Here is a 25,871-nt window from a genome sequence, read left to right on the forward strand (position 1 = left end):
GGGAGACGCTTATTCATTATAGAATTGCCGTATTGGATATAACCAAAGGCAAGTTTTAAATGGGGGAGGCGGCTTTGATGGTAAATTGGATTTGGTTGTTTTTTATTGTTGCAAGTGTCGTAGTAGCTGCAGTAACCGGTAAGATGGATGCGGTGACGCAAGCTGCCTTCGAGGGGGCAAAATCAGGCGTCACCGTAAGTTTCGGTTTAATCAGTATCATGGTATTTTGGCTCGGAATGATGCGAATAGCGGAAGATGCAGGTCTGCTACAGAAGCTTGCGCGTATGTTGGGACCAGTGGTTAGAATGTTATTTCCGGATGTGCCCCGCAATCACCCTGCTATCGGCTACATAATGAGCAATTTGAGTGCCAACTTATTCGGTCTCGGCAATGCTGCAACGCCAATGGGAATTAAAGCTATGCAAGAGCTGCAAAAGCTTAATCCAGATGAAATCACAGCTACACCGGCAATGTGTACACTGCTTGCTCTTAATACTTCAAGTATTACTGTTATTCCAACAACGCTTATTGCCATAAGAATGAATTACGGTTCTGCTAATCCGGCTGAAATTATCGGAACAACCCTTGCCGCTACCTTTGTTGCAACCTCCGCTGCCATACTCGCTGATCGCTGGTACAGGCGGAAATCACGACCGCCAATAAATCCTTCAAAAACAAATAACTCTAAAAATAGTAAGGCCACTCCAGTAACCGTTTCTGGTGGAGGTGAGACGGTTGTATAATATATTCTCCAATCTTTCTGCATGGATGATTCCAGCAATCATTGTATTTATTCCTCTTTATGCAGCTTTAAGACGTAAAGTACCCGTATATGAAACTTTTGTAGAAGGAGCTAAGGATGGTTTTGGTACAGCTATTAATATCATTCCACATTTGGTGGGCATGATGGTTGCTATTAGTATGTTCCGAGCGTCTGGTGCACTAGAGCTGCTGCTCTCTGCTGTACGTCCCTTATTTGACTGGATAGGCATACCTAGTGAGGTATTGCCGCTAGGTATTTTGCGTCCCTTAACGGGAGCTGGCTCACTTGCATTCACTACTGATCTTATTCAAAATTTCGGCCCGGATTCTATGATCGGCAGAATGGCCTCCACGATTCAAGGAAGTACGGACACAACACTTTATGTATTAACCGTTTATTTTGGAGCAATCGGCATTCGAAGAACACGTTATGCACTAAAAGTTGGTTTATTTTCAGATTTAGTCGGTTTTTTGGCTGCAATATTCATTTGCTTATACATATTCGGTTAGAGAAGCTTGTACTTTGTGCTCCATATCGTTATGATGGAGATTGAGGTGAAAGCATTGGAACGATTACAGAAAATATTAGCCGCTGCGGGTATCGCATCCCGTCGCAAATGTGAAGAAATGATTTTAGCAGGAATGATTGAGGTAAATGGTGAGAAGGTTACTACGCTTGGAGTGAAAGCTGATCCTGCAGTCGATACGATTTCGGTTAATGGAAAGCCCATCAGAAGCGAGAAGAAACTATATCTCATGCTCAATAAATCGAAGGGCGTTATAACAAGCGCTAAAGATCCGCAAGGGCGCAAGGTTGTTTCTGACTTTCTGCCAGGTATTAAAGAGCGTGTATATCCGGTCGGTCGATTGGATTACGATACGGAAGGATTGCTTATATTAACAAATGATGGCGAATTCGCCAATTTGTTGACGCATCCGAGCCATCATGTTCCAAAAACCTATCGCGCAACAGTCAAAGGCGTTCCTCACGGAACGGATTTGGAAAAGCTCGAAAAGGGAATTAAGCTGGAGGATGGCATGACTGCACCAGCATCTGTGGAATATCACGATGTGGACACAGAAGGCAATGAAGCTACCATTACGATTACGATTTTCGAAGGTCGTAACCGTCAAGTGCGTCGTATGTTCGAAGCCATTGGTCATAAAGTAATAAGGCTGAAGCGTATTCGATTTGGTGAGCTTGGACTTGAAAACCTAGGCAGAGGCAAGTATCGTCATCTTACGCCAGTTGAAGTGAAAGAACTGCTAGACATAGCAAACAAGACACATAAAGTTCATAAAAAGTAATCGACGGCGGCAGTAATTGCCGTCGAATTTTCGTTATAATGGATATAATCGTGAGTCTGCATACACAGAGCTGGTGGTGATTTTGAGAATGGGAAAGTCGCGTAAGACGGTGCAGATTATCATATTAATTGCCGTCTTGATTATAGGTGGGTATGCTATTGGATCTACCTTATTTGGCGCGGACGATAATGCACTTCTAAAAACAGGAAGCAAAGCACCTGATTTTAAGCTTTATGATTTAGACGGCAACGAGCAGCAGTTGTCGAATTATAAGGGGAAACCAGTAGTCGTTAACTTTTGGGGTACTTTCTGTCCGCCGTGTGTGAAGGAAATGCCTGAGTTTGAGCTGCAGTATTCGAAATGGAAGGATCAGGGGCTCGTCGTTCTTGCTATTAACTTAAGTGAGGATACGTTAACGGTGAATAATTTCGTTCGAAACTTTAATTTACATTATCCGATCTTACGAGATGTGAATCGGAATACGGAGCGTAAATATGGGTTGAAGTCATACCCAACTACGTTCTTCATCAAGCCGGATGGTACGATGATGGAAATTAAGGTAGGCGGCATGACGGAAGCAGAAATTGATGAACGGATTGAACGGCTGGTTAAGCTGTAGGAGGTTTTACAGTGTTAGTGGTTGAAAACACAAAATGCGAGTGTGGCCATCAAAACTCGGTTGGTACGGTATTATGTGAGAGCTGCGGCAAGCCGCTCGAAAATAATGATAATTCGGATTTGCCATTAGAAATGCGCTATGACGGTGTTGCCCGTCGTTCGCAAAAAAGCAATCCGAACATCATTGATCGAATATGGAACTTTTTCTCCTCTGTCAAAATTGCGATCTATTTGATCGTTATTACTTTTTTGACAGCCATGCTCGGTACGATTTTCCCGCAAGAGAACACGTTTATTAACAGCTTCGATCCGTCGTTTTATTATGAGGATTCTTATGGCTTGCCTGGGAAAATATATTATTTGCTTGGGCTGTCACATACCTATGAATCCTGGTGGTTCATTGGTTTGCTCGTTATGATTGGAACTTCGCTGGTTATTTGCAGTCTTGACCGGATTTTACCTCTTTACAGAGCACTTAACAAACAACAAATTCGCAAGCACTTGCAATTCCTTCATCGTCAGAAAACCGTATTCAAATATACGATCGAAGGTAATCCAGAGCAATGGGTTGAGACGTTTGGCGATCAATTGAAACGGAAGGGCTATCGCGTTCATCGTGACGGTTCTGCACTTCTCGCTGAGAAAAACCGTTTTAGCCGATGGGGACCTTATATTAATCATATTGGTCTCATCTTGTTTTTACTTGCGATATTGGCGCGCAGTATTCCAGGCTGGCAAGTGGATAGTTATATTACGGTTCCAGACGGCGATACGGTTCAAATTGCGGACTCCAATTATTACGTGAAAAATGAGAAGTTTACGGTTGAGTATTACACCGATGAAGAATTGCCTGAGAAGTTGAAGGGCAAGGCACGGGCTAAAATGTTCGAAACAAAAGCAGTGCTCTACGAATGTGTGAGCAATTGTAATGATAGTAAGCAAGAACCAGTGTTAGAAGAAGTGAAGCGTCATGACATTGTTGTGAACTCTCCACTCAAATACAAGGGTTTAAAGCTCTATCAATTTGATTTCGATACAACGCCTCGTTTGAAAGCTGTTCATCCGATTGTAGTGAACAAAGAAACAGGTGAAAAGTATGGTCCTTTCGATTTGCCAATGAAGGATTCCGCTTTGCAGCATAAGGTAGGGCCTTACACGCTTGATTTATATGCGAATTACATGGAATTTGCAATTGGGACTGACGGAAAGCCTACAACACTATCTCGTGATCCGATCGCACCGGCATTTATCTTTACTGTGAAGGGACCAGGACTTGATCCCGCAGGTGAGCCTTATATGTACTTCCCTATGCAGAAGGATAAGGTGAAGTTTTCACAGGATGTCATTAATGCTGCGATTGCAGATAAGATTGAAATCCGAGTTGACGGAATGGAAAATGTTAATTTCTCGGAAGCTTCTACATACTTGAATGTACGAAGAGATACTGCACTGCCCTATGTATGGGTTGGAGCCACGTTCTCCATGATAGGTCTGCTAATGGGCTCGTATTGGCAGCATCGCAGAATATGGCTGCGTGTAGATGAAGGCAAGCTTTCTCTAGGAGCACATACGAATAAAAACTGGTTTGGCATACGATCTGATGTTGCATGGGCTCTCAAAAAAGTAGGTATTACTGTAGATTCGAAGTCGCTCGATAACGGAGGGAACAACGCGTGAGTTTAGTTGATTTTAGCAGCGATGCGTTTATAGCCGCATTTTTTCTTTATTGTTTTGCATTTCTATTCTATGTCATCACGATTGCGGGTAAGAATTGGAGCAACCGTGATCCTGTAAAGCATGAAAAGCGCTGGGGAACAATATCTTTTGTTACATCAAGTTTGGGACTAGCCGCACATCTTACGTTCTTCTTTACTCGCTGGGCAGGAAGCGGACAAATCCCAACTAGTAATATGTATGAATTTATGACCTTTTTAGGTATGGCAATTATGATTGCATTCACAATTGTATATGCTATTTACAGAAAAGCTTTACTGGGAATGTTCACGCTGCCCCTTACTGTTCTTATTGTTGCTTATGCTTCTGTTTTCCCTCAAGAAGTACAGCCTCTAATACCAGCTCTTAGCTCGGTTTGGCTAAAGGTTCATGTAACGACTGCAGCACTTGGAGAAGCATTCTTTGCTGTCGGGTTTGCAGCTGGACTGATGTACTTGTTGAGAGTTGTTGATTTCAAAGGTAAAAGTAAGGAAGCGCGTAAACAACAATTTTGGGTTGAATTTTCACTTTACACGATTATCATTCTTGTTGGCTTTATTATCGCCGTTTTCGCTTTCCGCGGCATGGGATACGAGGCAGAGTTTATTCAAGAAACTTCAAAAATCGATGCTAAAGGTATTGAATCAACTGCAACGGAGTCAGTCGTTTATAACTTGCCTCCAATTGTTAAACCTTATAATAGTGAAATTGTTGAATATGAATCTTTCCTTGGCATGAGCAAACCGCTAATGGAAGCGCCAGGCTGGATGACTGGGGTAAACTCAGGACGCAAGCTGAACACTGTGATTTGGTCTATTATTGCAGGTTCCATTTTGTATGGACTGCTGAGACTTGTGTTCCGTAAACCACTTGGAGCTGTTATTCATCCTATGATGGAGGGCATTGATCCCGAAGATCTGGATGAAATCAGTTATCGTGCTATCGCGATAGGCTATCCAATCTTCACGCTAGGTGCGCTAATCTTTGCTATGATTTGGGCGAATATTGCGTGGGGCCGCTTCTGGGGATGGGATCCGAAGGAAGTATGGGCTCTTATCACTTGGTTGTATTACAGTGCTTATTTACATTTCCGCTTGTCGCGCGGCTGGCAAGGCAACCGCTCGGCTTGGCTTGCAGTAATCGGTTTTGTTGTTGTATTGTTTACCCTAGTAGGGGTTAACCTTGTTATTGCTGGTTTACATTCATATTCAGGGACCTAGGTTTCTTGAATGCAGAGGAGTAATGTCGAATGTCAGATTATTCAAATCGTATACTGGTTGTAGATGATGAAGAAAGAATTCGTCGACTTCTCAAAATGTATTTAGAGAAGGAAGGCTACACGATTGATGAGGCAGAGGATGGCGAAACTGCGCTTAGACTAGCGTCGAGTACAGATTATGCGCTCATCCTGCTTGACGTGATGCTTCCGGGTATAGACGGAGTAGAGGTATGTTCACGTTTACGGCAAGTAAAGGCTACACCCGTAATCATGCTCACTGCGAAGGGCGAAGAGATGAATCGTGTGCAAGGTTTTGAAGTAGGAGCAGATGATTATGTCGTTAAGCCGTTTAGTCCGCGTGAAGTTATCTATCGGGTAAAAGCTATTTTGCGTCGGTCGTCAGCAACCGCATTCCTTACGAAAGAGATTAACTCAAGCAACAATATCGTATTTCCACATCTTGTTATTGAGCATGATGCGCACCGGGTAACAGCTGGCGGACAAGAGGTCAGCCTAACACCGAAAGAATACGAATTGCTTCATTACTTGGCGGTATCGCCAGATAAAGTGTTCTCACGTGAGGAACTGCTCAAAGATGTATGGAACTATGAATTTTTCGGTGATTTACGAACCGTTGATACGCATGTGAAGCGACTTCGTGAGAAGCTTAATAAAGTATCGCCTGACGCTGCGTCGATGATCACAACCGTATGGGGCGTTGGATATAAACTTGAGGTGCCAAAGTAAATGAACGTGTGGCAACGATCTTTAGGTAAGCTGTTGCGCAGCGTAGTAGGCAAGCTTTGGGCAACGATCATGCTGCTTGTTGCGGTTGTATTGCTTATTGTAGGAATGTTTCTGCTTCAATACGTGGACATTATTTCATTTGATGATGCATATAAAGTGAAAATGCTATTTGTTATCACAGCTGTAATAGGATTTTTATTATCGACCTTCTTTGCCTTTTTCTTATCAAAGAAAATACAGCAACCGCTCCTCCAGCTTAAGGAGGCTGCGGATTCCGTATCTCAGGGCGATTACAGCACAAGAGTAAATATTCGTTCTACGGATGAGATTGGCGAATTGGCTAATACGTTTAACCATATGACCGAGCAATTGGACAAGCTGATTCATGATTTGAATCATGAGAAAAACCAGTTGTCCAGCATTTTACGGAGTATGGGCGATTGTGTCATGACATTTAGTGCGGAAGGTAAGGTTATTCTTACGAACCCAAGCGGTCAAATACTCATCAATGAATGGTCTGGACTAGAGCTTGCCTGGCAGGAGGATTTGTTGGATAACGAGAATTCCTGCTCTGAGGTTCCGATGCCGCTTAGAGATTTGTATATGAAGGTGATGGAAGAGGGCCTGGATGTTCAGGAGAAAATAAATGTACTGAATAGTGTTTGGTCAGTTGTTATGGCCCCTCTGCAAACAAATGGTGTTGTTCGTGGTGCGGTTGCCGTTATGCGTAATGTAACGGAGGAGCATAAGCTTGAGAAGCTGAGAAGAGATTTTGTTGCTAATATATCACATGAGATTAGAACGCCTCTTTCGATGCTGCAAGGTTATAGTGAAGCGCTTCTAGATGATATCGTCGTATCACCGGAGGATCGTAAAGATCTTGTTCAAGTTATTCACGATGAATCTCTGCGCATGGGGCGTCTGGTAAATGACTTTCTCGATATCGCTCGAATGGAAGCCGGCCATGTGGACATGAATTTCCAAGAGGTCGATCTGAGTAATGTTGTGAAAAGGGTCCATCGAAAATTTCAGGTTTACGCAAAGGAACGTGAGGTTACACTTCTTGCAGAACTGCCTGACACGCCGCTCGTCGTGAAGGAAGCGGATGAGGATAGATTGGAGCAGGTACTGACGAACTTGCTTGATAATGCCTTGCGTCATACACCATCTGGCAAAACGATTATTGTAGCAGGTAAGCAGGAATCAGTGAATGCAGTGGATTATGTTCATTTAAGTGTTAAAGATGAAGGACAAGGCATACCGAAAGAGGACGTGCCTTATATATTCGAACGATTCTATAAGGCAGACAAGGCAAGGAAACGAGGATCAACAATTGGTACAGGACTGGGTCTTGCTATCGTGAAAAATTTAATTGACCTCCATAATGGAAGAATTGTTGTCGAAAGCTCATCGGGTAAAGGTACTTCATTTACATTGCTATTGCCTGTCGAAGCACATCAATAGTTGTCAAAGCGCTCCTTATGGAGCGTTTTTTTTGTAGAAAACAGCAGATAATTCTTGTTGTTCGTGAAACATCAAGAGCCAGCCGGTAGACCGGCTGGCTCTTGATTCATATAGTTAAGAGTAGGTATTAAAGAGTGATTTCTTGAGCTGTGTTAAGCTCAGGCAAGCTTGTAAGCTGCTCTAGAACGTGCTTAGGTGTTTCTTTGTCTACGCGCAGCACCATGATTGCAGAACCGCCTTCAAGTTGGCGACCTACTTGCATTGTAGCAATGTTGACATCATTAGTACCAAGAAGCGTTCCGACACGGCCGATAATACCTGGTTTATCGTTATGCGAGATAAGAATGAGGTTTCCTTCTGGTGTTACATCAACAGGGAACTTGTCGATTTGTACAATACGTTGACCATAACCCGTCAATAGAGTACCGGAAACGACACGTTCTTCCTTCTTCGTACGAAGAGCAACCGTAACAAGGTTTGTGAAGTCTTTGGAAGCATGTGATTTTTGGATAACAATATTCACATCACGAACCTTCGCAAGATGCAGAGAGTTAACCACATTTACTTGATCGGAACCAAGGTGATGGGCAAGTACTCCGCGAACAATATGACGTGTCAACGGTTGTGTATCCACCTCAGCAAGCTCTCCAGCATAGCCTACAACGATTTCTGTTACAGCACCTTCTGTTGATTGCGCGATGAAGCTTCCAAGCTTCTCGCCAAGCGTAAAGTACGGTTGAAGAATGTTTTGCAGGTTAGCAGGAATCGGAGGCATGTTAACTGCGTTAATGAACGGCTCATTCCGAAGAATATGAAGAACTTGCTCCGATACATCAATCGCTACATTTTCTTGTGCTTCAACTGTTGATGCGCCAAGGTGAGGTGTAACGATAATTTTTGGATGAGTCAGGAATGGATGGTCTTCAGCTGGCGGCTCAACCTCGAATACGTCAAACGCTGCTCCGGCTACTATTCCTTCATTGACTGCATCTACAAGTGCGATTTCATCAATAATTCCACCGCGTGCGCAGTTAACGATACGCATGCCAGGCTTCATAACGCCAAATTGCGCTTTGCCGATCATATGACGAGTTTCTGGAGTAAGAGGAGTGTGAACAGTCATGAAGTCAGCATTGCGTACGATATCATCAACACTTGCAAGCTTCACACCGATTTTCTCTGCTCTTTCTTCTGTCATGAACGGATCATAACCCATAATTTCCATGCCGAAAGCTTTTGCACGTTTGGCAACTTCACTTCCGATACGTCCCATACCAAGTACGCCTAGCGTTTTGTTGCGAAGTTCAACACCTAGGAATGATTTGCGATCCCAAGTCCCGCTTACTGTTTTCATATACGCTTGCGGGATGTGGCGAGCAACAGCCATCATCATAGCAAAAGTATGTTCACATGTTGTAATCGTGTTACCGTCAGGAGCATTAATAACGATAATACCGCGTTGTGTAGCCGCGTTTAGATCAATGTTGTCAACGCCTACGCCAGCACGACCAACAACCTTTAGTTGTTTGCCTGCTTCCATAATTCTTGCAGTAACACGAGTTTGACTGCGAACGAGAAGAGCATCATATTCGCCAATAATAGCTACTAGCTCATCTTCACTAAGACCAGGTTTTTTGTCGACTAAGACATCTGTTGCATCAACAAGCTGTTGGATGCCCAAATCGCTAATTGGATCCGAAACTAACACTTTAAACATGAGAAATTTGCCTCCTAAAGTGGGTCGAAGCATAATGGCTTCGCTTAATATGTACAGAAAAACCCTCGACCCGGAACCGTTGTGCAGCAGCGGGACGAGAGTTTGATCTCCAAACTTAGACCTTTCTATTTTATAGCAAGGCAGTGCACAAAAGCAATGCTCAAACTTGAACATATTCGTAAATTTAGTTATGATTCAAGCATCATAAGCAACATAATGCGACAGTGGAGGTCTTTATTCATGAGAAAATGGCAAGATGTGACACCTCAGTACTTATTAGAATTATTGGAAAATGGACAGTCTGATTCGATTCAATTGATAGATGTGAGAGAGTCTTTTGAATGGGATTATTACCATATAGAGCCAGCAGAATTAATACCAATGAACTCGATTCCGAATCGCCTTGGCGAGCTCGATGAGAATAAAACAACCTTTATTATTTGCGCTCATGGCGTCAGAAGCAGAGCGGTATGTGACTATTTAGAAGAACAAGGCTACAGCGACCTCCGCAATGTTACAGGCGGTATGGCAGCTATAGCCTCATTAAAAGGATTTCAATATGATTGATAATAACGAATGATTAACCTGCTTCAGTGAAGAAGAAAGGAAGCTGAGGAAGCGTTGCACCTTGATAAAGAGAAGATTTGCTTTCTGTAAAGTCGCCAGTCCGAATCGCTTTCGTATTAATGAGCAGATTGACAACTTCCGAGATCGTTTGAAGCTTCATATTTGTTGCTTCTCCTGATAGAACAAATTCATCAACTCGACTAGTCAAATCCTGTGGATAATAGGAGGTAAGACGATTGCGAGTCATAAGCTGATCAGCCATTAATTTATTCTTAACCATTATAGGAAGCTTCTTCCACTGACCAAGTTCTAATCGATCAGGCGCTTTATATTCAGAAGGAATCTCAAGATTAACAGTTGCTGCCCATTTGAGCATGGAAGAATAATAAGCTTGTTGAGCAGTTAATGAAAACTTAGTAGCAGAGAGATAGGCATTCTCTTTCTCAACACTCTTCTTTAATTCGTTAAAGGAAAGAGTCTTCGCGCTCTTTGCTGCTTTATCAGCTGCCTCTTTAAAAAGCTTCAAGCTTCTTATGTAGCTAACTTGCGCTTCTCCTAGCAAAGGAGATGCCTTCATATCATTGGAACTTGCTTCCTTGGCCTTTGTTTCGGCAAGTTTGGACAAATCTTTAAACATCGAGGTTGCTTCATTTGATTTTCCTTGCGATAATTTGTTCATAGCTGCGAACCATTCGTTTTGAAATTCACGATAAGGTAAAAATACGGTATGATAGAATGAGACCAAATCTTGTTGTTGATAAGGATTTACAACAATAGCAGCAGTTCCTTCTGTATCAACCTTATACTTGGCTTCAATCTTTTCCGTGCCAAGCTTAATGCCGTAGAAGAAGGCACCTACTGTGCACACGAGCAGGAATACAAATCCGATACTAAATAACATTGCAGTGGTTGTTAAACGCTTTTCCATCATTATTCTCCTTCTATGTAAAAAAGTATGTAGTGAATTTGTTTCATCAGTATAGGTGAAAAGGTAGAAAAAGAAAATACGTACGTTCCAGACAGGCGGGAAGCTATGAAAAAGTTTGATATTCGAAATATCCGCGTTCGCAAGGTGTCGGTTGATGAGCTGGACGATCGCATGCTCCTTATTAATCTTTACACCACACAAGCACTTACTTTTATTATCGGTTTGATATGGGTATTATTTCAGCATCAAAATGTAATTAAATTATTTATACCGCCAGAAACATTGCAATTTCTTTGGTGGGGGGTAGGGTTAGCAGCAGCTGTTGTTGTAGTTGATTTGTTAATATCCAGATTTATACCAGAAGAAGCGAGCGATGACGGCGGTGTAAATGAGCGTATTTTCCGTACTCGCCCGGTTTGGCATATTGCAGTATTATCATTGGTTGTTGCTATTTGTGAGGAACTTCTATTTCGTGGAGCCTTGCAGCATGCAATAGGTCCTTACTGGACAAGCATTATTTTTGCTACGATTCATGTCCGTTATTTAAAACATTGGATTCCTACAGGCTTGGTCTTTTCGATTAGCTATGCTTTAGGATGGATTTATATTCACACAGGGTCGATTTGGGCACCTATTATCGCTCACTTCTTGATTGACTTGATTATGGGATTAATTATTCGCTTTAGGAGGGAGTCATGAGCAGGAAAGAAAAGTTTGGAAGATCGTCAGCAACAAGACACCATGATAGGACGGCAGAGCCGTCCAGCATAGAAACGATTTCCGATGGAGGATCACTGCCGCCGCGCAGAAAAAAGTATCCTTCAAGTGCTCAAAAAGTAACAAAATGGTATTATAATCTAATTATTTTTTTATTTCTGTTTTTAGTCATAGGCTTATTTTGGTATGGCAAGAAATTTAGTGAGTAACATCAATGGTGGAGGGGTCAATGAATCCATAGCCCTTGTCTTCTAGCTTAGTTAATAGTTCATCAAGAGCATCGGCAGTCCATTGTACCTCATGCATTAAAATGTTAGCCCCTGGATGAAGCTGCTCGAGCACATTGCGGATGACCTCATCCGGCTTGTCTTTGGTAGATTTATCCCAGTCAAGAGACCCATTCGACCACGTCATGAACAACATGCCGTGGTTTTTTGCTATTTTTTTAACGGAATCTCCACCTGAGCCGTATGGAGGTCGGAAAAATAAAGGTTTTTGTCCAATCAGAGAATTGACTTCAGTTTGCACATCAGCAAGCTGCTGCTCAATAACCTCATCTTTTTCATTTTTTAAATTAATATGATCCCACGAGTGGTTCCCGATAGTCTGACCTCTTTCATGAATCAGCTTAAGCAGATCAGGATTTTGTTTGACGCGATAACCATTTACGAAGAAAATCGCCTTTGCCTTATGCTTATCCAGTGAATCAAGCAGGCTGGTCAGTACCAATTCATCTTTGGGTCCATCATCGAAAGTAAGCAGTACTACTTTGTCTGTCGTTTCTTCTTGAATAGGGACAAAGCGATAGACATTGCTCATTTTGTATAGTGGAGAAGCTGGTATTGGCTGTTCGATTGCAGGCTCTGCCGTTGGTGTAGATTGCTCAGAGATGGTTTCATTACTCGTTGCTTCAGGAACGGCTATAGGGGCTTGAGTGGCGGTTACAGGAATGGTATTCTCATTGCTTTGTGTATGCATACTGCAAGCTGTGAGCTGAGCGCCAAGCAGCAATATGGCTGCTCCACATGCTATTCGTCTCATTCAGATATGCCTCCATTGTTGATATTATTCATTATGCGACCTTTATTAAATCGAAATCATTGTATCATATTTGCCCAATAACGGGGCAAGGATGATTTCCTTATTTTATATAGAATGAGGGCTAGTGCTGAAGGTCAAACTAATTCATGAATACGAATAGGAAAGAGGTGTACAACCATGAGATTACGCGGGTTATTACTCGGAGGAATTATTGGTGCAGCTGCGACTGTTTACGTATCTCGAAGAAAGCCGGGACTGGTTGCTTGGGCGGCAAGCGCTGCTTCGGACGTCTGTTCTTCGGTAGCTCGAAAATCGGTTTCCAAAATCATGAGCAAAGGTATGGACATGGGGGCGTCGACGCTAACCCCAAAGCCCTCAGACGATACCGCCGGAAAATCAGAAGCTGCATGGGCTCAAATTGAGTCTATCGTCAATAGCGATCCAGCCTTAAAGCAGGAAGCGGATAAGATCAAAGCGGAATCGTCTTCATTTACACATTAATAGAGAGTTACCAAAAATGGGAATCGCAGGGACGATTGGCAGAGATGCGAAGCGTTTCAGCGATTCTTTTTTTCGTCCAATATTAGTGCATTCAATGAACAGACATGATAAAGTAGTTACATAGCACGATTTGATCGAATTGATCACATCTTACTAAAAATTTCATACGCTGTTACGACAGATGCTGCAGAGGAGGATCCTGTCATGAAAATCGAACGACTGAGTCAGGACAAGATACGAATTTTCCTGACGTTCGACGACCTGCTGGAACGAGGGATCCAGAAGGACGACATGTGGCGCGAAATTCCAAAAGTACACGAACTATTCAGTGAAATGATGGATCAAGCATATAGTGAACTTGGATTCGATGCCAGCGGCCCCTTAGCGGTCGAAGTATTTGCCCTCCCTGCCCAAGGAATGGTTGTGATTGTCACTCGTGGTAAGATGAATGCTCATGATAGCGATCGTTTGCCGGAAGACGAGGACTCGGATGATGAAATATACGAAATGGAAGTAACACTTGAACAAAGCGATGTAGTTATGTATGCCTTCCGTGAGTTTGAGGATGTTATTTCAGTTTGTAAGCAATTGCAAACCTCCTCCTTAACGGAAGATGGACGTTTATATTCCTACAACGGCAAGTATATACTAGCGCTTGAGCCTGCTTTAATTGAAACAACCAGGCATAATGCAGTTATTGCTTTGCTTGCGGAATATGGAGAAGCCACATCCGTTACTTATGCCATGCTTGAAGAGTACGGCAAAGTGATTATGCCCGAATCGGCAGTACGGGAAATATGTAATCATTTTAAATTTTAAGCATCGGCACCGTGAAGGAGCATCCCAGGCTAAGTATGACCTGCGTGATGCTCTTCTTGTTTTTGATTAGGAGAACAAATGAAAAGCAGGACATAGAAAGCACTCTTGTTAATTACATACATATGTGGCTTGGAAAGAGAATAGGTATATCGAATGTGGTCTGGGCGTTGTATAATAAAATAGATCTTAATAGACCGCACCCGATTGCCGCTTATGATTTGCCATTGCTTTAGCTGGCACTTGCAGCAAGGCTGCAGCTGTTTAATTTTGCGGACGGGTGAAAGAAAGTTGGGACTGAATGGTTTTGTTTTCCGTTTTGACGGCATCGGTTGCTCCAGGCATCGCGCTGCTTACTTATTTATATTTACGGGACCGCTATGATGCGGAGCCCATTCACATGGTAGTTAGAATGTTCGTACTTGGCATGCTTGTGGTCGTACCTATTATGGTTATCCAGCGCGGTCTGGAGCTATGGCTGGGAGATCATTCCGTGCTGTTTGCTTATGTAGAGTCTGCTGGTGTAGAAGAATTTCTTAAATGGTTTGTTCTTTATCACATTATCTATAACCATACAGAATTTGATGAACCCTATGATGGCATAGTGTACGCGGCTTCCATTTCACTTGGGTTTGCAACACTTGAAAATGTTTTATACGCCATTTATTCACCGGCTACCTTCGGTACACTGTTAATGCGTGCACTGCTTCCTGTTTCCGGACATGCTTTGTTTGGAATCATGATGGGCTATTACTTAGGGAAAGCAAAGTTTGCGCCGAAGAAACAAAGTTATATCTTTCTTGCTATCTCGTTAGCCCTTCCCGTACTCTTACATGGGACGTATGATTGGATTTTGATTACGCTTAGAACCAATTGGATGTGGTTTATGGTTCCATTTATGATTTTACTTTGGATATGGGGCTTGCGCAAAATGAATCTTGCCGATGCGCGTTCACCATTTCGATTTCTTGTACGCGAGGATGAGATTAAACTGTAATGTATTCGTCCATACTTGGATTAGATAGAAATGACTGCGAAGACAGCATTTCATTAATCATGTTATGGAGGGAACTATGGAAGCGTTAAGAATCAAAGTAACAATTCGCTGTAATGTCTGCGGCGAAAAATTTGTACTACGTGGCATTAGAGACAAGGGGACTGTAGATACAGGCTTTAAGCAGTGTATCTGCAGTAACGCTAATGATCTAGAAATTGAAGAGCACGGCGGCTTCTGATCGAACTTAAGCTAGGCTACTATAATTGAATATAAAAATGTATAAAGCTCCCTACGGCAAACCAAACTAAAACCAGGTTTTGCACAAGAAAGGAGCTTTTGTATTATGTACCGTCGACTCAGCTCAATCCTATTTCCATTTATGACCCTGCTTTTTATCGGTGCGGCTTACTGGGGCTACCAGGAGCAGCAAGAGAAAAACACGATACTGATAAAAGCTGAGAATCAATACCAAAGGGCGTTCCATGATTTAACGTACCATGTTGAACAGCTGCATCAGCAATTAGGCAATACGCTTGCAGTGAACTCAAAGTCTCAGGGCTTTCATCGCAAAGGGCTCGTCAATGTTTGGCGTTTAACGAGTCAAGCTCAGAATGAAATCAGTCAGCTGCCGGTATCCATGATACCGATTAGCGAAGCAGATGATTTCTTGTCGCGCATCGCTAATTTCGCTTACAAAACATCGGTGCGCGATTTGACGAAGCAGCCATTGTCAACGGATGAATTCAAGATGCTCAAGACGCTCTACGCGAATTCAGAGGAAATCTCTAAGCAGCTGACTGGCATGCAGGAAAATGTATTGAATAATCGTCTGCGCTGGATGGATGTTGAGACTGCCTTAGCTGCAAAACAAATGAAAGAAGGAAACGTAATTATTGACGGCTTCAAAACAGTGGACAAAAAAGTAGGGGAATACCCAGAGATTGATTGGGGTCCTTCTGTAAGCAGCATGTATACCAAACGCAATATGAAGATGCTCAGCGGAAAAATGGTAACGGCAGAGGATATCAAGAAGGAAGCGGCTAAATTCACAAATGCTCAAACAAAAGAAATTCATGTTATTGAGAACGCCAAAGGCACGGAGTACGCTTCTTTCTCTGCAACTGTAAAGGAATCAAAGAAAGACCATAAGCTCCAAATGGATTTCACTCAAAAAGGCGGACAGCTGATTTTGTTTATGAATCCGCGTGATATCAGTACTAAGAAGGTAGATATGGCTAAAGCGAAAGCCTCATCAGATTCCTTTTTGGAGAAGCACGGATTCACGGGTATGAGAGCGATCAGCTACGATCCATACGGAAATACAGGAACATTTACTTATGTTAGTGAACAAGATGGCGTTCTGATTTACCCAGACAAATTAACGGTCAAGGTAGCTCTGGATACGGGCGAAACAGTAGGCCTTCAAGCGAATGATTATGTGTATTCGCATCATGATCGTAAGCTCGGCAGTCCAACTATAACGAAAGCTGATGCAAAAAAAGCTTTGAATTCGGATATGAAGGTAAACGGGGAGCAACTAGCTCTCATCAAAAACGATATTGGTGAAGAAGTTTTATGTTACGAATACACAGGGAAAATTAATGGTTCGCTGTATAGAGTCTATATTAACGCTGAGACAGGAATGGAAGAATCCATCGAAGAAATGTCACCATACGACAAAAAGGCAGCATCTGACAAATAACGATATAGCTCCCCTCAAATCAACGTGTTATAATGGCATGTACATGGGAGGGGAGCCAATTTGTTGCCTAAATTGAACCAAATACTTTATTATCAGATCGCTTCCTCAGACGAAGAAGAAGCAGCCATCGAGCATAAATCCAGAATTGCTGATGAACAAGAGGACGGATTGCTTATTGAGATTCCGATCAATGAAAAAACAGGCCGTTACAAAAGACTGTTTTTAGGCGACGAACTCTCTGTTTACTTTGTTTCAGAAGATGGCATTAAAAATTATTTTGATTCGCATGTAACGGGATTTAAGGAAGACCGAGTGAAGCTGGTTAAAATTCGCAAGCCTGATCCAGAACGAATTACCAAAGTACAGCGACGCAGTTTTTTACGTGTTCCAGCGGAGCTGGAGATTGCAGTTAAAATGCCTAATCATGCTCGATTTGTTTGCTTGACCGATGATGTTGGCGGTGGCGGTATTTCTTTCATTTGCGAAGGGAAATGGCCGATTAGCGCAGAGCAAGATCTAGATTGCTGGCTTCTTGTACCATTTCGTAATGGATCAATTGAGCATGCGTCCTTTAAAGCAGTTGTTGTGCGTGTTGTTGAGCTAGAATCAGGTCGGAAACAAGTCATGATTAAATATGTAAGCATCATTGATTCGGAGCGGCAAAAGGTTATTCGCTATTGTTTTGAGAAGCAACTTGAATATCGGAATCGTTGAATAATAAAGCGAAGTTATTGGAAGACTACCCAAAATGAGGAAAGGGTGGTTCCGAATGACTCGCTTTTTTTTTAAGAAAAGAAAACGGGAGCAGCTGCTTCAAATAACAGATAAGGTAAGTCGTATTCTACGTAAAATCGTAGTAGGCTTGCTTATTTTTGTTGTTTGTTCTCAAATATTACTACAAAATGCAAAGGTGCGGCATTGGGTGACAGGTGTTGATCAGTGGGAAGGAACCCGCTTGAACTAACAGCCTGCTTTTGCATCTAAGTTTATAGTGTGGTATAATTTTCACGTTCGCAGGCAAAGCCTGCTTTTTTCTTGAGAGGTTTGTGTCGCATTCTCACATGCATTCGGCCAACCATCTCTACTAAAGGGGGTTGACCGTACGTGATCCATCACGAAGGTGACAGCGATCGCATAAACATTGCAATTGACGGACCAGCAGGTGCGGGCAAAAGCACGGTTGCGCGAAAGGTTGCCGAGCAGCTGGGGTATGTGTACATCGATACGGGAGCTATGTATCGTGCTGTTACATTAAGCGCGCAGCGCGCAGAAGTAATGGTAGAACAACAAGAGAAACTAGCTGAATTAGCAAGATCATTAAAGATTGAGTTAGAACCAAGCGAGCAAGGACAATGTGTTTTTATTAATGGAGAAAACGTAACTTCGTTGATTCGCTCACGCGAGGTAACGCTTCAAGTATCACATTTTGCTGCTAATGAGACTGTACGTGAAGTGCTGGGTACCTTACAACGTGATCTTGCCGCGCGCAAGGGCGTTGTCATGGATGGCCGAGATATCGGCTCACATGTACTGCCAAATGCAGAATTGAAAATTTTTCTAACTGCGACCGTTCAGGAACGAGCACTCCGCCGTTTCCGTGAAATAGGGATTAGCCAGGCTATAACGCTTCAGCAGTTGGAAATTGAAATTGCAGAGCGCGATCGTTTGGACGAGCAACGTGATATTTCTCCGCTAATCTGTGCGTCAGATGCTGTTGTACTCGACAGCACACGCATGACAATTGAAGAAGTAATTGATGCAATTGTGGAATTAAGCCGAACCAAATTGGCGGAGGCGAAGTAAACTATGTCATACCTATTTTTTCGTTTTCTTCTACGTGTTATTTACACGTTTTTATTCCGCTTGGAGGCAAGAGGCACGGAGAACATTCCAGCGACAGGCGCTGTCGTCCTCGCTTCTAATCACATAAGCAATTTTGATCCGCCAACGGTCGGTGTCAAGATAAGGCGGAAAGTGCATTTTATGGCGAAAGAAGAACTGTTTAAAGTCCCGGTCTTTGGTCCGCTAATCCGTTCTTTTGGCGCATTTCCGGTCAAACGCGGCGGCGTGAGCAAGGATGCCATTAAATCGTCTATTACACTTCTTAAAGAAGGCAATGTAATGGGGATTTTCCCAGAGGGTTCAAGGCATAATCAATCAGGTATGGCCAAAAAAGGTGCAGCTATGATTGCTGTTCGAAGCGGTGCAGCTGTTGTTCCAGTTGCTATAATCGGCAAATATCGACCTTTTGGGAAAATGATTGTTTGTTACGGTGAACCACTGGATTTAAGCGAACTAATTGAAGAAGCAGCTCCTGATATGCTTGAAAAAGTAACAGATGCCATTATGACTCGCATTCGCGAGATTGCTGCACAAAATCGTTAATTGTTGTTTTAAATGCTGCTTTCGCTCTAGGCGCTAGCGGATTTAAATAAAGTTGGGGTATGAATTGAGGAGGTTATTTCAAATGTCAGAAGAAACTAATGTGCAAGAATCAGCAGTTGAAGAGGTAAGCCAAGACGCTTTGGATAATTTTGTGTCTTTGAAAAAAGGCGATTCCGTAAAGGGTACAATCGTCAAAATCGAAGATAACCAAGCTTATGTAAGCCTTGGATATAAATATGACGGTGTTATTCCTATTCGTGAGCTTTCTGCAGTGCAGATCGATAACGCTACGGATGCTGTTACAATCGGCCAAGAGGTTGAGCTTAAAGTAGTCAGCATTGACGATGAGAAAGAAAAGCTTGTTCTTTCTAAACGTGCAGTTGACGGCGAAAAAGCTTGGGACGTTCTTGAGCAACGCTTTGAAAGCGGCGAAGTATTTGAAGTTGCTGTCGCTGATGTTGTAAAAGGCGGTCTTGTTGCTGACGTTGGCGTACGCGGATTCATTCCGGCTTCTATGGTTGAGCGTCACTTTGTTGAAGATTTCTCCGATTACAAAGGCCGCACGCTTCGCGTGAAGGTTAAAGAAATCGATCGTGAAAACAACAAAGTTATTCTTTCCCAAAAAGAAGTGCTTGACGCTGAATTCGAGCAAAGCAAAAAAGAAGTTATGGGTTCCCTTCAAGTAGGTCAAGAGCTTGACGGTACGGTTCAACGTTTGACACCATTCGGTGCTTTTGTTGATATCGGTGGCGTTGACGGTCTTGTGCACGTATCTGAGCTTTCATGGCAGCATGTAGCACATCCGAAAGATGTTGTTGCTGAAGGTCAAGCGGTTCGTGTTAAAGTACTTAAAGTAGATCCTGCTGCTGGCAAAATCAGCCTTAGCTTGAAAGCTGCTCAACCAGGTCCTTGGGATTCTGCAGGCGAGCAATTTGCAATTGGTGATATCGTAACAGGTACTGTTCGCCGCATCGTTCCTTTCGGAGCTTTTGTTGAAATCGCTCCTGGTGTTGAAGGTCTTGTTCATATTTCACAAATTGCTCATCGTCATATTGCTACTCCTAACGAAGTTCTTACAGAAGGCCAAGAAGTTCAAGCAAAAGTACTTGACTTCAACCCTGCTGAGAAACGCGTTAGCCTAAGCATTAAAGAAACAGAAGAAGCGCCTGAGCAAGCTGCTCCTAGCGCTAGACCTGAACGTGCTCCACGTTCACCGAAGATTGAAAAAATTGACAACCCTAACGTTAGCTTGAGCAACGAGAGCATGAGCTACTCCCTTGCAGAGCGTTTTGGCGACAAATTGAAAAACCTTAAATAATATCGACTTTATACAAAGGAGCTATTCCTTGCGAGTTTTCGCAGGAATAGCTCCTTTTTTTTTGCGCATAATAGGGGATACGTGAGGTGAGATTTTGTGAATCCTGGTTATTTATCCCTTTGGATCATCATTATTTTTAGCATATTAACCGCAACAGGATGGAAGCCTTATTTTGCACAGGATTTGAATAAACGAACGATGGTTTTCTTTGGAACTCTTATTCTCGTTATTCAGTTTCTTCCGCTTTGGTGGTCTCCTGAAATACAATATTTAAAGGTCCAAATTCATGCTACTGCTGGACTGCTAATACTTGCGGCCTTCTTGACTTTGAGAGGTGATGAAGAGCGAAGCTATAAAGGCTATTTAATATTATGTGCGCTATTAATTGCTGGTATTTGGGGATTACTACGTAAAATGTACAGCTTTGATCCTGTCTTTTATTGGATAGATCCAATCTGGGATGCCCCTTTGCTCGGTGGCGTTCTTTGCGGCGCCTTTGCTTCTCAAGCTAAGCATCAATTTGGGATGATTGTTTGGGGGGCGGTGCTAGGTGAACTGTTGAATGCCGTACTTCAATCCCATCGCTATACAGCTATGATCGGGTCATTAGCCTGGTGGGATAGCTTTTGGATAGCCTTTGCATCAGCTCGATTGTTCAGCATGCTTTTGAAGTGGATGCAATTTGGGCTGAGCAAGCTTCAATTATTATTTTGGCATTTAAAAGGGGGAAGATCGTCCTAATGCAGCAGTATCTTGTACAAAATAAGCTAATCATTGGTGTGATGCTGGGCATTGTATTTGGAATTATTTCTCGACTGCTCATGCTAAGAACGGACTATCGACAGTATCCGACATATCCGCATGGTAGGATTATCCATATTGCACTAGGTGTCATTGCATCAGCACTAGGGGCGGTGGCTGTGCCCGCCCTTTACAACAAAGACTACACGGCTATTACCTTTCTAACATTAGCAGCTCAGCAATTCAGGGATGTTCGAAAAATGGAGAGAGATACGCTTACGAAAATAGACAGCTTAGAGCTTGTGGGCCGAGGCGCGACATACATAGAAGGCATAGCTATGGTTTTTGAAGGGCGAAATTATTTGGTCATCATGTCAGCGCTTCTTACCAGTTTATTCGCCATTATGATCAATGTTTGGTTTGGTGTTGGTGCTGGGATTATCACTCTATTACTCGTTGAAAAGCTGAAATCAGGTAAGTCCATCAAGCATATTGCTTCAGTTCAGCCAGCAAGGGTAAGAGTGGATGGTCCGGATTTATTTGTAGATGATGTTTATATCATGAATGTTGGCTTAAAGGCTAATCAAGAAATTATTGATAAAAGGGGTATGGGGTTTATTCTAAAGCCATATAACCCGAACGGTAAGGTTACGCTTAGTAATTTGGGTCAACGACAAGCCATTCTATATGATTTGGCAACTATTTTAGGCGTTTATCGTGATGATGGTGAGCCTGCATTGATTCCTATGGCAAAGCTTGATATGACAAATGGAAACTTGGCAGTTTTTTTGCTTCCTCAAGAACAGGATGAAGAAAAAGGGAAGGAAGTTATTTTACGTGTGCCTATCTTGGAGTCAGCCGTTCGAATGCCTACGGAAGCTTCGGTAAATAAGAAAGGAGCGGACGAAAATGGCTGAAATTATTGCTGTTGTATCCATGAATGAAAAGGCGGTTGGGGGAGGAGTTCCGATATTTATTGTCGAAAATGAGGAGAAGCTGCAGCAAACTTCTTTTCTGCTGGAAAAGATTTTGGATGCCAATGCTCATGATTTGAAAAATGGAATAATTATACTCGTTAATCACCATTAATATGAAAAGTTAGCCAAGACCGCACTTTTTTGCTATGATGGTTAACGTGAGTATTTTTGAAGGAGTGGAAAACAAACTATGGCAAGACCCGTTATAGCTATCGTCGGGCGTCCGAATGTGGGTAAATCCACCATATTCAATCGCGTCATTGGCGACCGTCTAGCAATTGTTGAGGATAAACCGGGAGTCACCCGTGATCGGTTATATGGCACCGGAGAGTGGAATGGCAAACAATTCAGCATTATTGATACTGGCGGTATTGAAATTGATGGTGAAGATGAAATTTTAAAATCTGTTCGCATGCAGGCTGAGCTTGCGATAGAAGAAGCGGATGTTATCATTTTTATGGTCGATGCCAAAACTGGCTTGACACATGCAGATGATGAAGTAGCGCAAATGCTATTCCGTTCCCGCAAACCTGTTGTACTTGCTGTTAATAAGGTTGATAATGCAGGACGTATGGATGAGGTATACGAGTTTTATGGTCTAGGTTTTGGACAAGTTATGCCTATTTCAGGCTCGCATGGTCTCGGTATTGGAGACTTGCTTGATTCTGTTGTAGAGCTATTGCCCGAAATTACAGATGACGGCTACGATGAAGATGTCATTCGTGTTGCTCTTATCGGACGCCCGAATGTCGGTAAATCATCTTTGGTCAATGCATTGCTTGGCGAAGACCGCGTCATTGTAAGTAATGTCGCAGGAACTACTCGTGATGCCATTGATACGCCGTTCGAGCGTGATGGTCAACGTTATGTATTGATTGATACAGCTGGTATGCGCAAACGCGGCAAAGTGTATGAATCAACAGAGAAATATAGCGTTATGCGTGCGATGAAAGCAATCGAGCGTGCAGATGTTGTTCTGGTCTTGATTAACGGAGAAGAAGGCATTATTGAGCAGGACAAGCATATTGCAGGCTATGCTCATGAAGCAGGCAAAGCATCTATATTTGTTGTAAACAAATGGGATGTTGTCGAGAAAGATGAGAAAACGATGCAATCATTCACGACAACGATTCGCGATCACTTCTTGTTTATGTCCTATGCTCCAATTGTCTACCTATCCGCTTTGACGAAACAGCGCTTACAAAAGCTGCTTCCTGTCGTTAAACATGTTTCTGAGCAGCACGCGATGCGTATTCAAACGCATCTCCTTAATGATGTCATTTCTGATGCGGTTGCCATTAATCCGCCGCCGTCTGACAAAGGGAAGAGATTGCGCATTAACTATGTTACACAGGTTGCTACGAAGCCTCCGACTATTGTTGTATTTGTTAATGATCCGGAGATTATGCATTTCTCTTATGAGCGCTATTTGGAAAATAAAATTCGAGCTGCGTTTGACTTTGAAGGAACGCCAATTCGAATATTCTCACGTCGGAAGTCCGAAGAAGATTAGGGGAGAACGAACTTGTTATACGGGATAGTCGCGGTTGTTTTAAGCTATTTATTAGGGTCTGTTTCTTTCAGCATCGTTATTGCCAAGTGGGTAAAGGGTATCGATATCCGTCAGCATGGCAGCGGCAACGCAGGAGCCACAAATACACTTCGTGTACTCGGCAAAGGACCGGGAATACTCGTGTTTTTGCTGGATATCGCAAAGGGTGTCGCAGCGGTTTCGATTGGACATGTTCTAGGTGAAAATGCTTGGATTCCAGTTTTTTGCGGTCTTGCTGCAATCATTGGACATAACTGGCCTATTTGGTTCCGCTTTAAGGGCGGCAAGGGTATTGCTACGACCGTTGGAGTCATAGCAACCCTTGCTTTTTTCCCTGCACTTTATGCCGGTCTTATAGCGATTGCTGTAATTGCACTAACGAGATATGTTTCACTGGGTTCATTATTATTTGCTGCTTTGACGCCATTATTTATTTCCTTCTTTCATTTCTCGGTACCTTTATTGTCCGCTAGCCTAGTCATATGTATTTTTGCATTCGTGCGTCATCGGACAAATATTGTGAAACTGCTCCAAGGGACGGAAAACAAGCTTGGCGCAAAGAAAGGATAGTGAGCTTTGAATGAACAGTCATAACGATTCAGTATCAAAGCGCGCAGCCGTTCTAGTAGCTGGGAGCTGGGGTACTGCCTTGGCATCTGTCCTTGCGAATAACGGTTATGCGGTTAAGCTTTGGACTCGCAACGAAGAGCAAGTTGCAAGTATTAATGAAAAGCACGAAAACAGTAAGTATTTACCCGATGTAAAGCTACCTGAAAATATTTTTGCAACGACAGATCTGAAGCAAGCGCTAGAGGATGTAGAGCTTGCTTTATTTGTTGCGCCATCGGGTGCCATGCGAGAGGTAGCAAGGCAAGCCGCTTCCTATCTGTCACCAGATACACTAATTGTGCATGCAACGAAGGGCTTTGAAGCGGAAACGTTGAAACGGATGACGACGGTCCTCTCGGAAGAGCTTAACCGCCCTCTGGAGGAGTTAGTTGTTTTATCCGGCCCTAGTCATGCGGAAGAGGTTATTCGCAAGCAGCCTACCACTGTTGTTGTAGCCTCTGGCAAGCTAGAAGCTGCGGAGCAAGCGCAGGATGCGCTGATGAATAACCATTTCCGTGTCTATACGAATCCTGATGTCGTGGGAGTCGAGGTTGCGGGTGCGGTCAAAAATATAATTGCGCTTGGTGCAGGACTAACCGACGGGTTGAATTTCGGTGACAATGCGAAGGCAGCTTTATTGACTCGCGGATTAGCTGAAATTGGCCGCTTGGGTGCTGCAATGGGTGCTAACCCGCTTACATTTGCCGGCCTTGCTGGGGTTGGAGATCTTATTGTGACATGCACAAGTAAGCATAGCCGTAACTGGAGAGCTGGATTCATGCTTGCTGACGGTACACCACTAGATGAAGTGCTTGCACGGATGGGTATGGTAGTTGAAGGTGTTCGGACAACAAGAGCCGCTTATGTGCTTGCTAAACAATATGATGTTGAAATGCCAATCACATTCCAGCTTTATGAAGTGCTCTTCGAGAATAAAGCGCCAAGAGTTGCTGTAGAGCATCTAATGGGGCGTTTGAAAAAGCATGAAAACGAAGAAATAGGCTAATACAAGCGCCTACACCAAACCTACAGCCTCCTCATATGATGCAAGGAGCAAGATTCAATCGCATCCTGGAGGTGTAGGTATGGCGAAAGATTTTTCTAAAGATATTCTTAATGCGATCAATAAAAAAACCGGAAAAGGCATTTCCGAAAATTCGGTTAAAAAAATTGCAAGCGGAGTAACAGCAGAAACGATGCAAGACGAAGCCGAGCTGCGTAAGCTAATCAAGCAGGTTTCGGATATGGCTAAGATTAAGGTTGCTGATTCAACAGTCAATGAAATCGTAAAGGCCGTCAAAGCAAGCGGGATGAACGCGGGCAGCATGGAAGCAATCATGAAAATGATGATGAAAAAATAAAGCTCTGCGGCAAAAGCGAGGGAACGCACTGAATAGTCATATTCAATGCGATACCCTGTCAGCTTTTGTCCTTTTTTTTAACTGCAGCTTCTAGATGGAATGTAAGGGGAA

The 25,871-nt window shown here is 43.0% G+C and carries 31 protein-coding genes; 28 read left to right on the plus strand and 3 right to left on the minus strand.

Annotation, left to right across the window (positions count from 1 at the left end; genetic code table 11):
• The first annotated feature begins 77 nt into the window (after positions 1-77).
• The 8 genes from AC0YOD_RS07710 (at position 78) to AC0YOD_RS07745 (ending at position 7,831) form a co-directional block, all read left to right on the plus strand.
• Positions 78-743, plus strand: a complete 666-nt coding sequence (locus AC0YOD_RS07710; protein ID WP_475798691.1) for a nucleoside recognition domain-containing protein — start codon at positions 78-80, stop codon at positions 741-743.
• A gap of 25 nt (positions 744-768) precedes the next feature.
• Positions 769-1,272, plus strand: coding sequence for a spore maturation protein (locus tag AC0YOD_RS07715; protein WP_475799323.1), 504 nt, complete (start codon positions 769-771; stop codon positions 1,270-1,272).
• Positions 1,273-1,326: 54 nt separating this feature from the next.
• A complete protein-coding gene (locus tag AC0YOD_RS07720) occupies positions 1,327-2,070 on the plus strand; it encodes a pseudouridine synthase (RefSeq protein WP_475799324.1) in 744 nt (247 codons plus the stop codon).
• A gap of 88 nt (positions 2,071-2,158) precedes the next feature.
• Positions 2,159-2,689, plus strand: coding sequence for a redoxin domain-containing protein (locus tag AC0YOD_RS07725; RefSeq protein ID WP_475798692.1), 531 nt, complete (start codon positions 2,159-2,161; stop codon positions 2,687-2,689).
• Positions 2,690-2,706: 17 nt separating this feature from the next.
• Entirely contained in the window at positions 2,707-4,365 is a 1,659-nt protein-coding gene (resB, locus tag AC0YOD_RS07730; RefSeq protein ID WP_475799325.1) for a cytochrome c biogenesis protein ResB, read from the plus strand.
• A complete protein-coding gene (gene ccsA / locus AC0YOD_RS07735; RefSeq protein ID WP_475798693.1) occupies positions 4,362-5,621 on the plus strand; it encodes a cytochrome c biogenesis protein CcsA in 1,260 nt (419 codons plus the stop codon). The genes resB and ccsA overlap by 4 nt, the downstream gene beginning before the upstream one ends.
• A 29-nt stretch (positions 5,622-5,650) precedes the next feature.
• The gene (locus AC0YOD_RS07740; RefSeq protein ID WP_475798694.1) at positions 5,651-6,367 is read left to right on the plus strand and encodes a response regulator transcription factor; all 717 of its coding nucleotides are present in this window, start codon (positions 5,651-5,653) and stop codon (positions 6,365-6,367) included.
• Positions 6,368-7,831, plus strand: coding sequence for a HAMP domain-containing sensor histidine kinase (locus tag AC0YOD_RS07745; RefSeq protein WP_475798695.1), 1,464 nt, complete (start codon positions 6,368-6,370; stop codon positions 7,829-7,831).
• A 127-nt stretch (positions 7,832-7,958) separates the two neighbouring features.
• Here the strand turns inward: AC0YOD_RS07745 and serA are convergent, their stop codons facing one another.
• Positions 7,959-9,548 carry a phosphoglycerate dehydrogenase gene (gene serA, locus AC0YOD_RS07750; RefSeq protein WP_475798696.1) on the minus strand — a complete coding sequence of 530 codons (1,590 nt, stop codon included), beginning with the start codon at positions 9,546-9,548 and terminating at the stop codon, positions 7,959-7,961.
• Between the two features lie 240 nt (positions 9,549-9,788).
• On the opposite strand from serA, the gene AC0YOD_RS07755 reads away from it, so the two are divergent.
• Positions 9,789-10,115, plus strand: a complete 327-nt coding sequence (locus AC0YOD_RS07755) for a rhodanese-like domain-containing protein (protein ID WP_475798697.1) — start codon at positions 9,789-9,791, stop codon at positions 10,113-10,115.
• A gap of 13 nt (positions 10,116-10,128) precedes the next feature.
• Here AC0YOD_RS07755 and AC0YOD_RS07760 read toward each other — a convergent pair whose 3' ends face one another.
• Positions 10,129-11,043 carry a hypothetical protein gene (locus AC0YOD_RS07760; RefSeq protein WP_475798698.1) on the minus strand — a complete coding sequence of 305 codons (915 nt, stop codon included), beginning with the start codon at positions 11,041-11,043 and terminating at the stop codon, positions 10,129-10,131.
• A gap of 105 nt (positions 11,044-11,148) precedes the next feature.
• Here AC0YOD_RS07760 and AC0YOD_RS07765 point away from each other — a divergent pair, with 105 nt between their 5' ends.
• On the plus strand, positions 11,149-11,742 hold the full coding sequence (locus AC0YOD_RS07765; RefSeq protein WP_475798699.1) for a lysostaphin resistance A-like protein: 594 nt from the start codon (positions 11,149-11,151) through the stop codon (positions 11,740-11,742).
• Entirely contained in the window at positions 11,739-11,969 is a 231-nt protein-coding gene (locus AC0YOD_RS07770; RefSeq protein WP_475798700.1) for a hypothetical protein, read from the plus strand. The genes AC0YOD_RS07765 and AC0YOD_RS07770 overlap by 4 nt, the downstream gene beginning before the upstream one ends.
• Here the strand turns inward: AC0YOD_RS07770 and AC0YOD_RS07775 are convergent.
• Complete coding sequence (locus AC0YOD_RS07775; RefSeq protein ID WP_475798701.1) at positions 11,959-12,801, minus strand: polysaccharide deacetylase family protein; 843 nt, start codon at positions 12,799-12,801, stop codon at positions 11,959-11,961. The genes AC0YOD_RS07770 and AC0YOD_RS07775 overlap by 11 nt on opposite strands.
• A 177-nt stretch (positions 12,802-12,978) precedes the next feature.
• Here AC0YOD_RS07775 and AC0YOD_RS07780 point away from each other — a divergent pair, with 177 nt between their 5' ends.
• From AC0YOD_RS07780 to AC0YOD_RS07860, 17 genes are all read left to right on the plus strand, one after another.
• Complete coding sequence (locus tag AC0YOD_RS07780; protein ID WP_475798702.1) at positions 12,979-13,302, plus strand: hypothetical protein; 324 nt, start codon at positions 12,979-12,981, stop codon at positions 13,300-13,302.
• A gap of 204 nt (positions 13,303-13,506) precedes the next feature.
• Positions 13,507-14,121 (plus strand): genetic competence negative regulator, encoded by a 615-nt coding sequence (locus AC0YOD_RS07785; RefSeq protein WP_475798703.1) that lies wholly within the window; start codon positions 13,507-13,509, stop codon positions 14,119-14,121.
• Positions 14,122-14,419: 298 nt separating this feature from the next.
• Positions 14,420-15,115, plus strand: coding sequence for a glutamic-type intramembrane protease PrsW (prsW, locus tag AC0YOD_RS07790; RefSeq protein ID WP_475798704.1), 696 nt, complete (start codon positions 14,420-14,422; stop codon positions 15,113-15,115).
• Between the two features lie 76 nt (positions 15,116-15,191).
• Positions 15,192-15,353 carry a hypothetical protein gene (locus AC0YOD_RS07795; RefSeq protein WP_475798705.1) on the plus strand — a complete coding sequence of 54 codons (162 nt, stop codon included), beginning with the start codon at positions 15,192-15,194 and terminating at the stop codon, positions 15,351-15,353.
• 105 nt (positions 15,354-15,458) lie between these two features.
• A complete protein-coding gene (gene ypeB / locus AC0YOD_RS07800; RefSeq protein ID WP_475798706.1) occupies positions 15,459-16,817 on the plus strand; it encodes a germination protein YpeB in 1,359 nt (452 codons plus the stop codon).
• A gap of 60 nt (positions 16,818-16,877) precedes the next feature.
• The gene (locus AC0YOD_RS07805) at positions 16,878-17,531 is read left to right on the plus strand and encodes a flagellar brake protein (protein WP_475798707.1); all 654 of its coding nucleotides are present in this window, start codon (positions 16,878-16,880) and stop codon (positions 17,529-17,531) included.
• 55 nt (positions 17,532-17,586) lie between these two features.
• Positions 17,587-17,781, plus strand: a complete 195-nt coding sequence (locus AC0YOD_RS07810; protein ID WP_475798708.1) for a hypothetical protein — start codon at positions 17,587-17,589, stop codon at positions 17,779-17,781.
• Between the two features lie 140 nt (positions 17,782-17,921).
• Complete coding sequence (gene cmk, locus AC0YOD_RS07815) at positions 17,922-18,620, plus strand: (d)CMP kinase (RefSeq protein WP_475798709.1); 699 nt, start codon at positions 17,922-17,924, stop codon at positions 18,618-18,620.
• 3 nt (positions 18,621-18,623) lie between these two features.
• On the plus strand, positions 18,624-19,202 hold the full coding sequence (locus AC0YOD_RS07820) for a lysophospholipid acyltransferase family protein (protein WP_475798710.1): 579 nt from the start codon (positions 18,624-18,626) through the stop codon (positions 19,200-19,202).
• Positions 19,203-19,284: 82 nt separating this feature from the next.
• Positions 19,285-20,520: a 30S ribosomal protein S1 gene (gene rpsA / locus AC0YOD_RS07825; protein ID WP_475798711.1), complete on the plus strand. Its 1,236-nt coding sequence runs from the start codon at positions 19,285-19,287 to the stop codon at positions 20,518-20,520.
• Between the two features lie 96 nt (positions 20,521-20,616).
• Positions 20,617-21,261 (plus strand): YphA family membrane protein, encoded by a 645-nt coding sequence (locus tag AC0YOD_RS07830; protein WP_475798712.1) that lies wholly within the window; start codon positions 20,617-20,619, stop codon positions 21,259-21,261.
• A complete protein-coding gene (locus AC0YOD_RS07835; RefSeq protein ID WP_475798713.1) occupies positions 21,261-22,178 on the plus strand; it encodes a YIEGIA family protein in 918 nt (305 codons plus the stop codon). The genes AC0YOD_RS07830 and AC0YOD_RS07835 overlap by 1 nt, the downstream gene beginning before the upstream one ends.
• Positions 22,171-22,350 carry a capping complex subunit for YIEGIA gene (locus tag AC0YOD_RS07840; RefSeq protein ID WP_475798714.1) on the plus strand — a complete coding sequence of 60 codons (180 nt, stop codon included), beginning with the start codon at positions 22,171-22,173 and terminating at the stop codon, positions 22,348-22,350. The genes AC0YOD_RS07835 and AC0YOD_RS07840 overlap by 8 nt, the downstream gene beginning before the upstream one ends.
• A gap of 78 nt (positions 22,351-22,428) precedes the next feature.
• Positions 22,429-23,751, plus strand: a complete 1,323-nt coding sequence (gene der, locus AC0YOD_RS07845) for a ribosome biogenesis GTPase Der (RefSeq protein ID WP_475798715.1) — start codon at positions 22,429-22,431, stop codon at positions 23,749-23,751.
• A 12-nt stretch (positions 23,752-23,763) separates the two neighbouring features.
• Positions 23,764-24,360, plus strand: coding sequence for a glycerol-3-phosphate 1-O-acyltransferase PlsY (gene plsY / locus AC0YOD_RS07850; protein ID WP_475798716.1), 597 nt, complete (start codon positions 23,764-23,766; stop codon positions 24,358-24,360).
• A gap of 10 nt (positions 24,361-24,370) precedes the next feature.
• Complete coding sequence (locus AC0YOD_RS07855) at positions 24,371-25,405, plus strand: NAD(P)H-dependent glycerol-3-phosphate dehydrogenase (protein ID WP_475798717.1); 1,035 nt, start codon at positions 24,371-24,373, stop codon at positions 25,403-25,405.
• Between the two features lie 79 nt (positions 25,406-25,484).
• Positions 25,485-25,760: a stage VI sporulation protein F gene (locus tag AC0YOD_RS07860; protein WP_475798718.1), complete on the plus strand. Its 276-nt coding sequence runs from the start codon at positions 25,485-25,487 to the stop codon at positions 25,758-25,760.
• Positions 25,761-25,871 lie beyond the last annotated feature (111 nt).

This window comes from Paenibacillus sp. J31P13, from assembly GCF_056269295.1.

What these genes read in the sequence shown, in the direction of transcription:
- rpsA (WP_475798711.1), top strand. Translation starts at nt 19,285, where the DNA reads ATGTCAGAAGAAACTAATGTGCAAGAATCAGCAGTTGAAGAGGTAAGC.
- AC0YOD_RS07760 (WP_475798698.1), bottom strand. Translation starts at nt 11,043, where the DNA reads ATGGAAAAGCGTTTAACAACCACTGCAATGTTATTTAGTATCGGATTT.
- AC0YOD_RS07835 (WP_475798713.1), top strand. Translation starts at nt 21,261, where the DNA reads ATGCAGCAGTATCTTGTACAAAATAAGCTAATCATTGGTGTGATGCTG.
- AC0YOD_RS07770 (WP_475798700.1), top strand. Translation starts at nt 11,739, where the DNA reads ATGAGCAGGAAAGAAAAGTTTGGAAGATCGTCAGCAACAAGACACCAT.
- AC0YOD_RS07765 (WP_475798699.1), top strand. Translation starts at nt 11,149, where the DNA reads ATGAAAAAGTTTGATATTCGAAATATCCGCGTTCGCAAGGTGTCGGTT.
- AC0YOD_RS07810 (WP_475798708.1), top strand. Translation starts at nt 17,587, where the DNA reads ATGACTCGCTTTTTTTTTAAGAAAAGAAAACGGGAGCAGCTGCTTCAA.
- AC0YOD_RS07755 (WP_475798697.1), top strand. Translation starts at nt 9,789, where the DNA reads ATGAGAAAATGGCAAGATGTGACACCTCAGTACTTATTAGAATTATTG.
- AC0YOD_RS07840 (WP_475798714.1), top strand. Translation starts at nt 22,171, where the DNA reads ATGGCTGAAATTATTGCTGTTGTATCCATGAATGAAAAGGCGGTTGGG.
- AC0YOD_RS07820 (WP_475798710.1), top strand. Translation starts at nt 18,624, where the DNA reads ATGTCATACCTATTTTTTCGTTTTCTTCTACGTGTTATTTACACGTTT.
- serA (WP_475798696.1), bottom strand. Translation starts at nt 9,548, where the DNA reads ATGTTTAAAGTGTTAGTTTCGGATCCAATTAGCGATTTGGGCATCCAA.
- AC0YOD_RS07775 (WP_475798701.1), bottom strand. Translation starts at nt 12,801, where the DNA reads ATGAGACGAATAGCATGTGGAGCAGCCATATTGCTGCTTGGCGCTCAG.
- AC0YOD_RS07725 (WP_475798692.1), top strand. Translation starts at nt 2,159, where the DNA reads ATGGGAAAGTCGCGTAAGACGGTGCAGATTATCATATTAATTGCCGTC.
- AC0YOD_RS07715 (WP_475799323.1), top strand. Translation starts at nt 769, where the DNA reads ATGATTCCAGCAATCATTGTATTTATTCCTCTTTATGCAGCTTTAAGA.
- AC0YOD_RS07860 (WP_475798718.1), top strand. Translation starts at nt 25,485, where the DNA reads ATGGCGAAAGATTTTTCTAAAGATATTCTTAATGCGATCAATAAAAAA.
- AC0YOD_RS07795 (WP_475798705.1), top strand. Translation starts at nt 15,192, where the DNA reads ATGGAAGCGTTAAGAATCAAAGTAACAATTCGCTGTAATGTCTGCGGC.
- der (WP_475798715.1), top strand. Translation starts at nt 22,429, where the DNA reads ATGGCAAGACCCGTTATAGCTATCGTCGGGCGTCCGAATGTGGGTAAA.
- AC0YOD_RS07780 (WP_475798702.1), top strand. Translation starts at nt 12,979, where the DNA reads ATGAGATTACGCGGGTTATTACTCGGAGGAATTATTGGTGCAGCTGCG.
- AC0YOD_RS07855 (WP_475798717.1), top strand. Translation starts at nt 24,371, where the DNA reads ATGAACAGTCATAACGATTCAGTATCAAAGCGCGCAGCCGTTCTAGTA.
- AC0YOD_RS07740 (WP_475798694.1), top strand. Translation starts at nt 5,651, where the DNA reads ATGTCAGATTATTCAAATCGTATACTGGTTGTAGATGATGAAGAAAGA.
- AC0YOD_RS07785 (WP_475798703.1), top strand. Translation starts at nt 13,507, where the DNA reads ATGAAAATCGAACGACTGAGTCAGGACAAGATACGAATTTTCCTGACG.
- AC0YOD_RS07710 (WP_475798691.1), top strand. Translation starts at nt 78, where the DNA reads ATGGTAAATTGGATTTGGTTGTTTTTTATTGTTGCAAGTGTCGTAGTA.
- AC0YOD_RS07745 (WP_475798695.1), top strand. Translation starts at nt 6,368, where the DNA reads ATGAACGTGTGGCAACGATCTTTAGGTAAGCTGTTGCGCAGCGTAGTA.
- prsW (WP_475798704.1), top strand. Translation starts at nt 14,420, where the DNA reads ATGGTTTTGTTTTCCGTTTTGACGGCATCGGTTGCTCCAGGCATCGCG.
- ypeB (WP_475798706.1), top strand. Translation starts at nt 15,459, where the DNA reads ATGTACCGTCGACTCAGCTCAATCCTATTTCCATTTATGACCCTGCTT.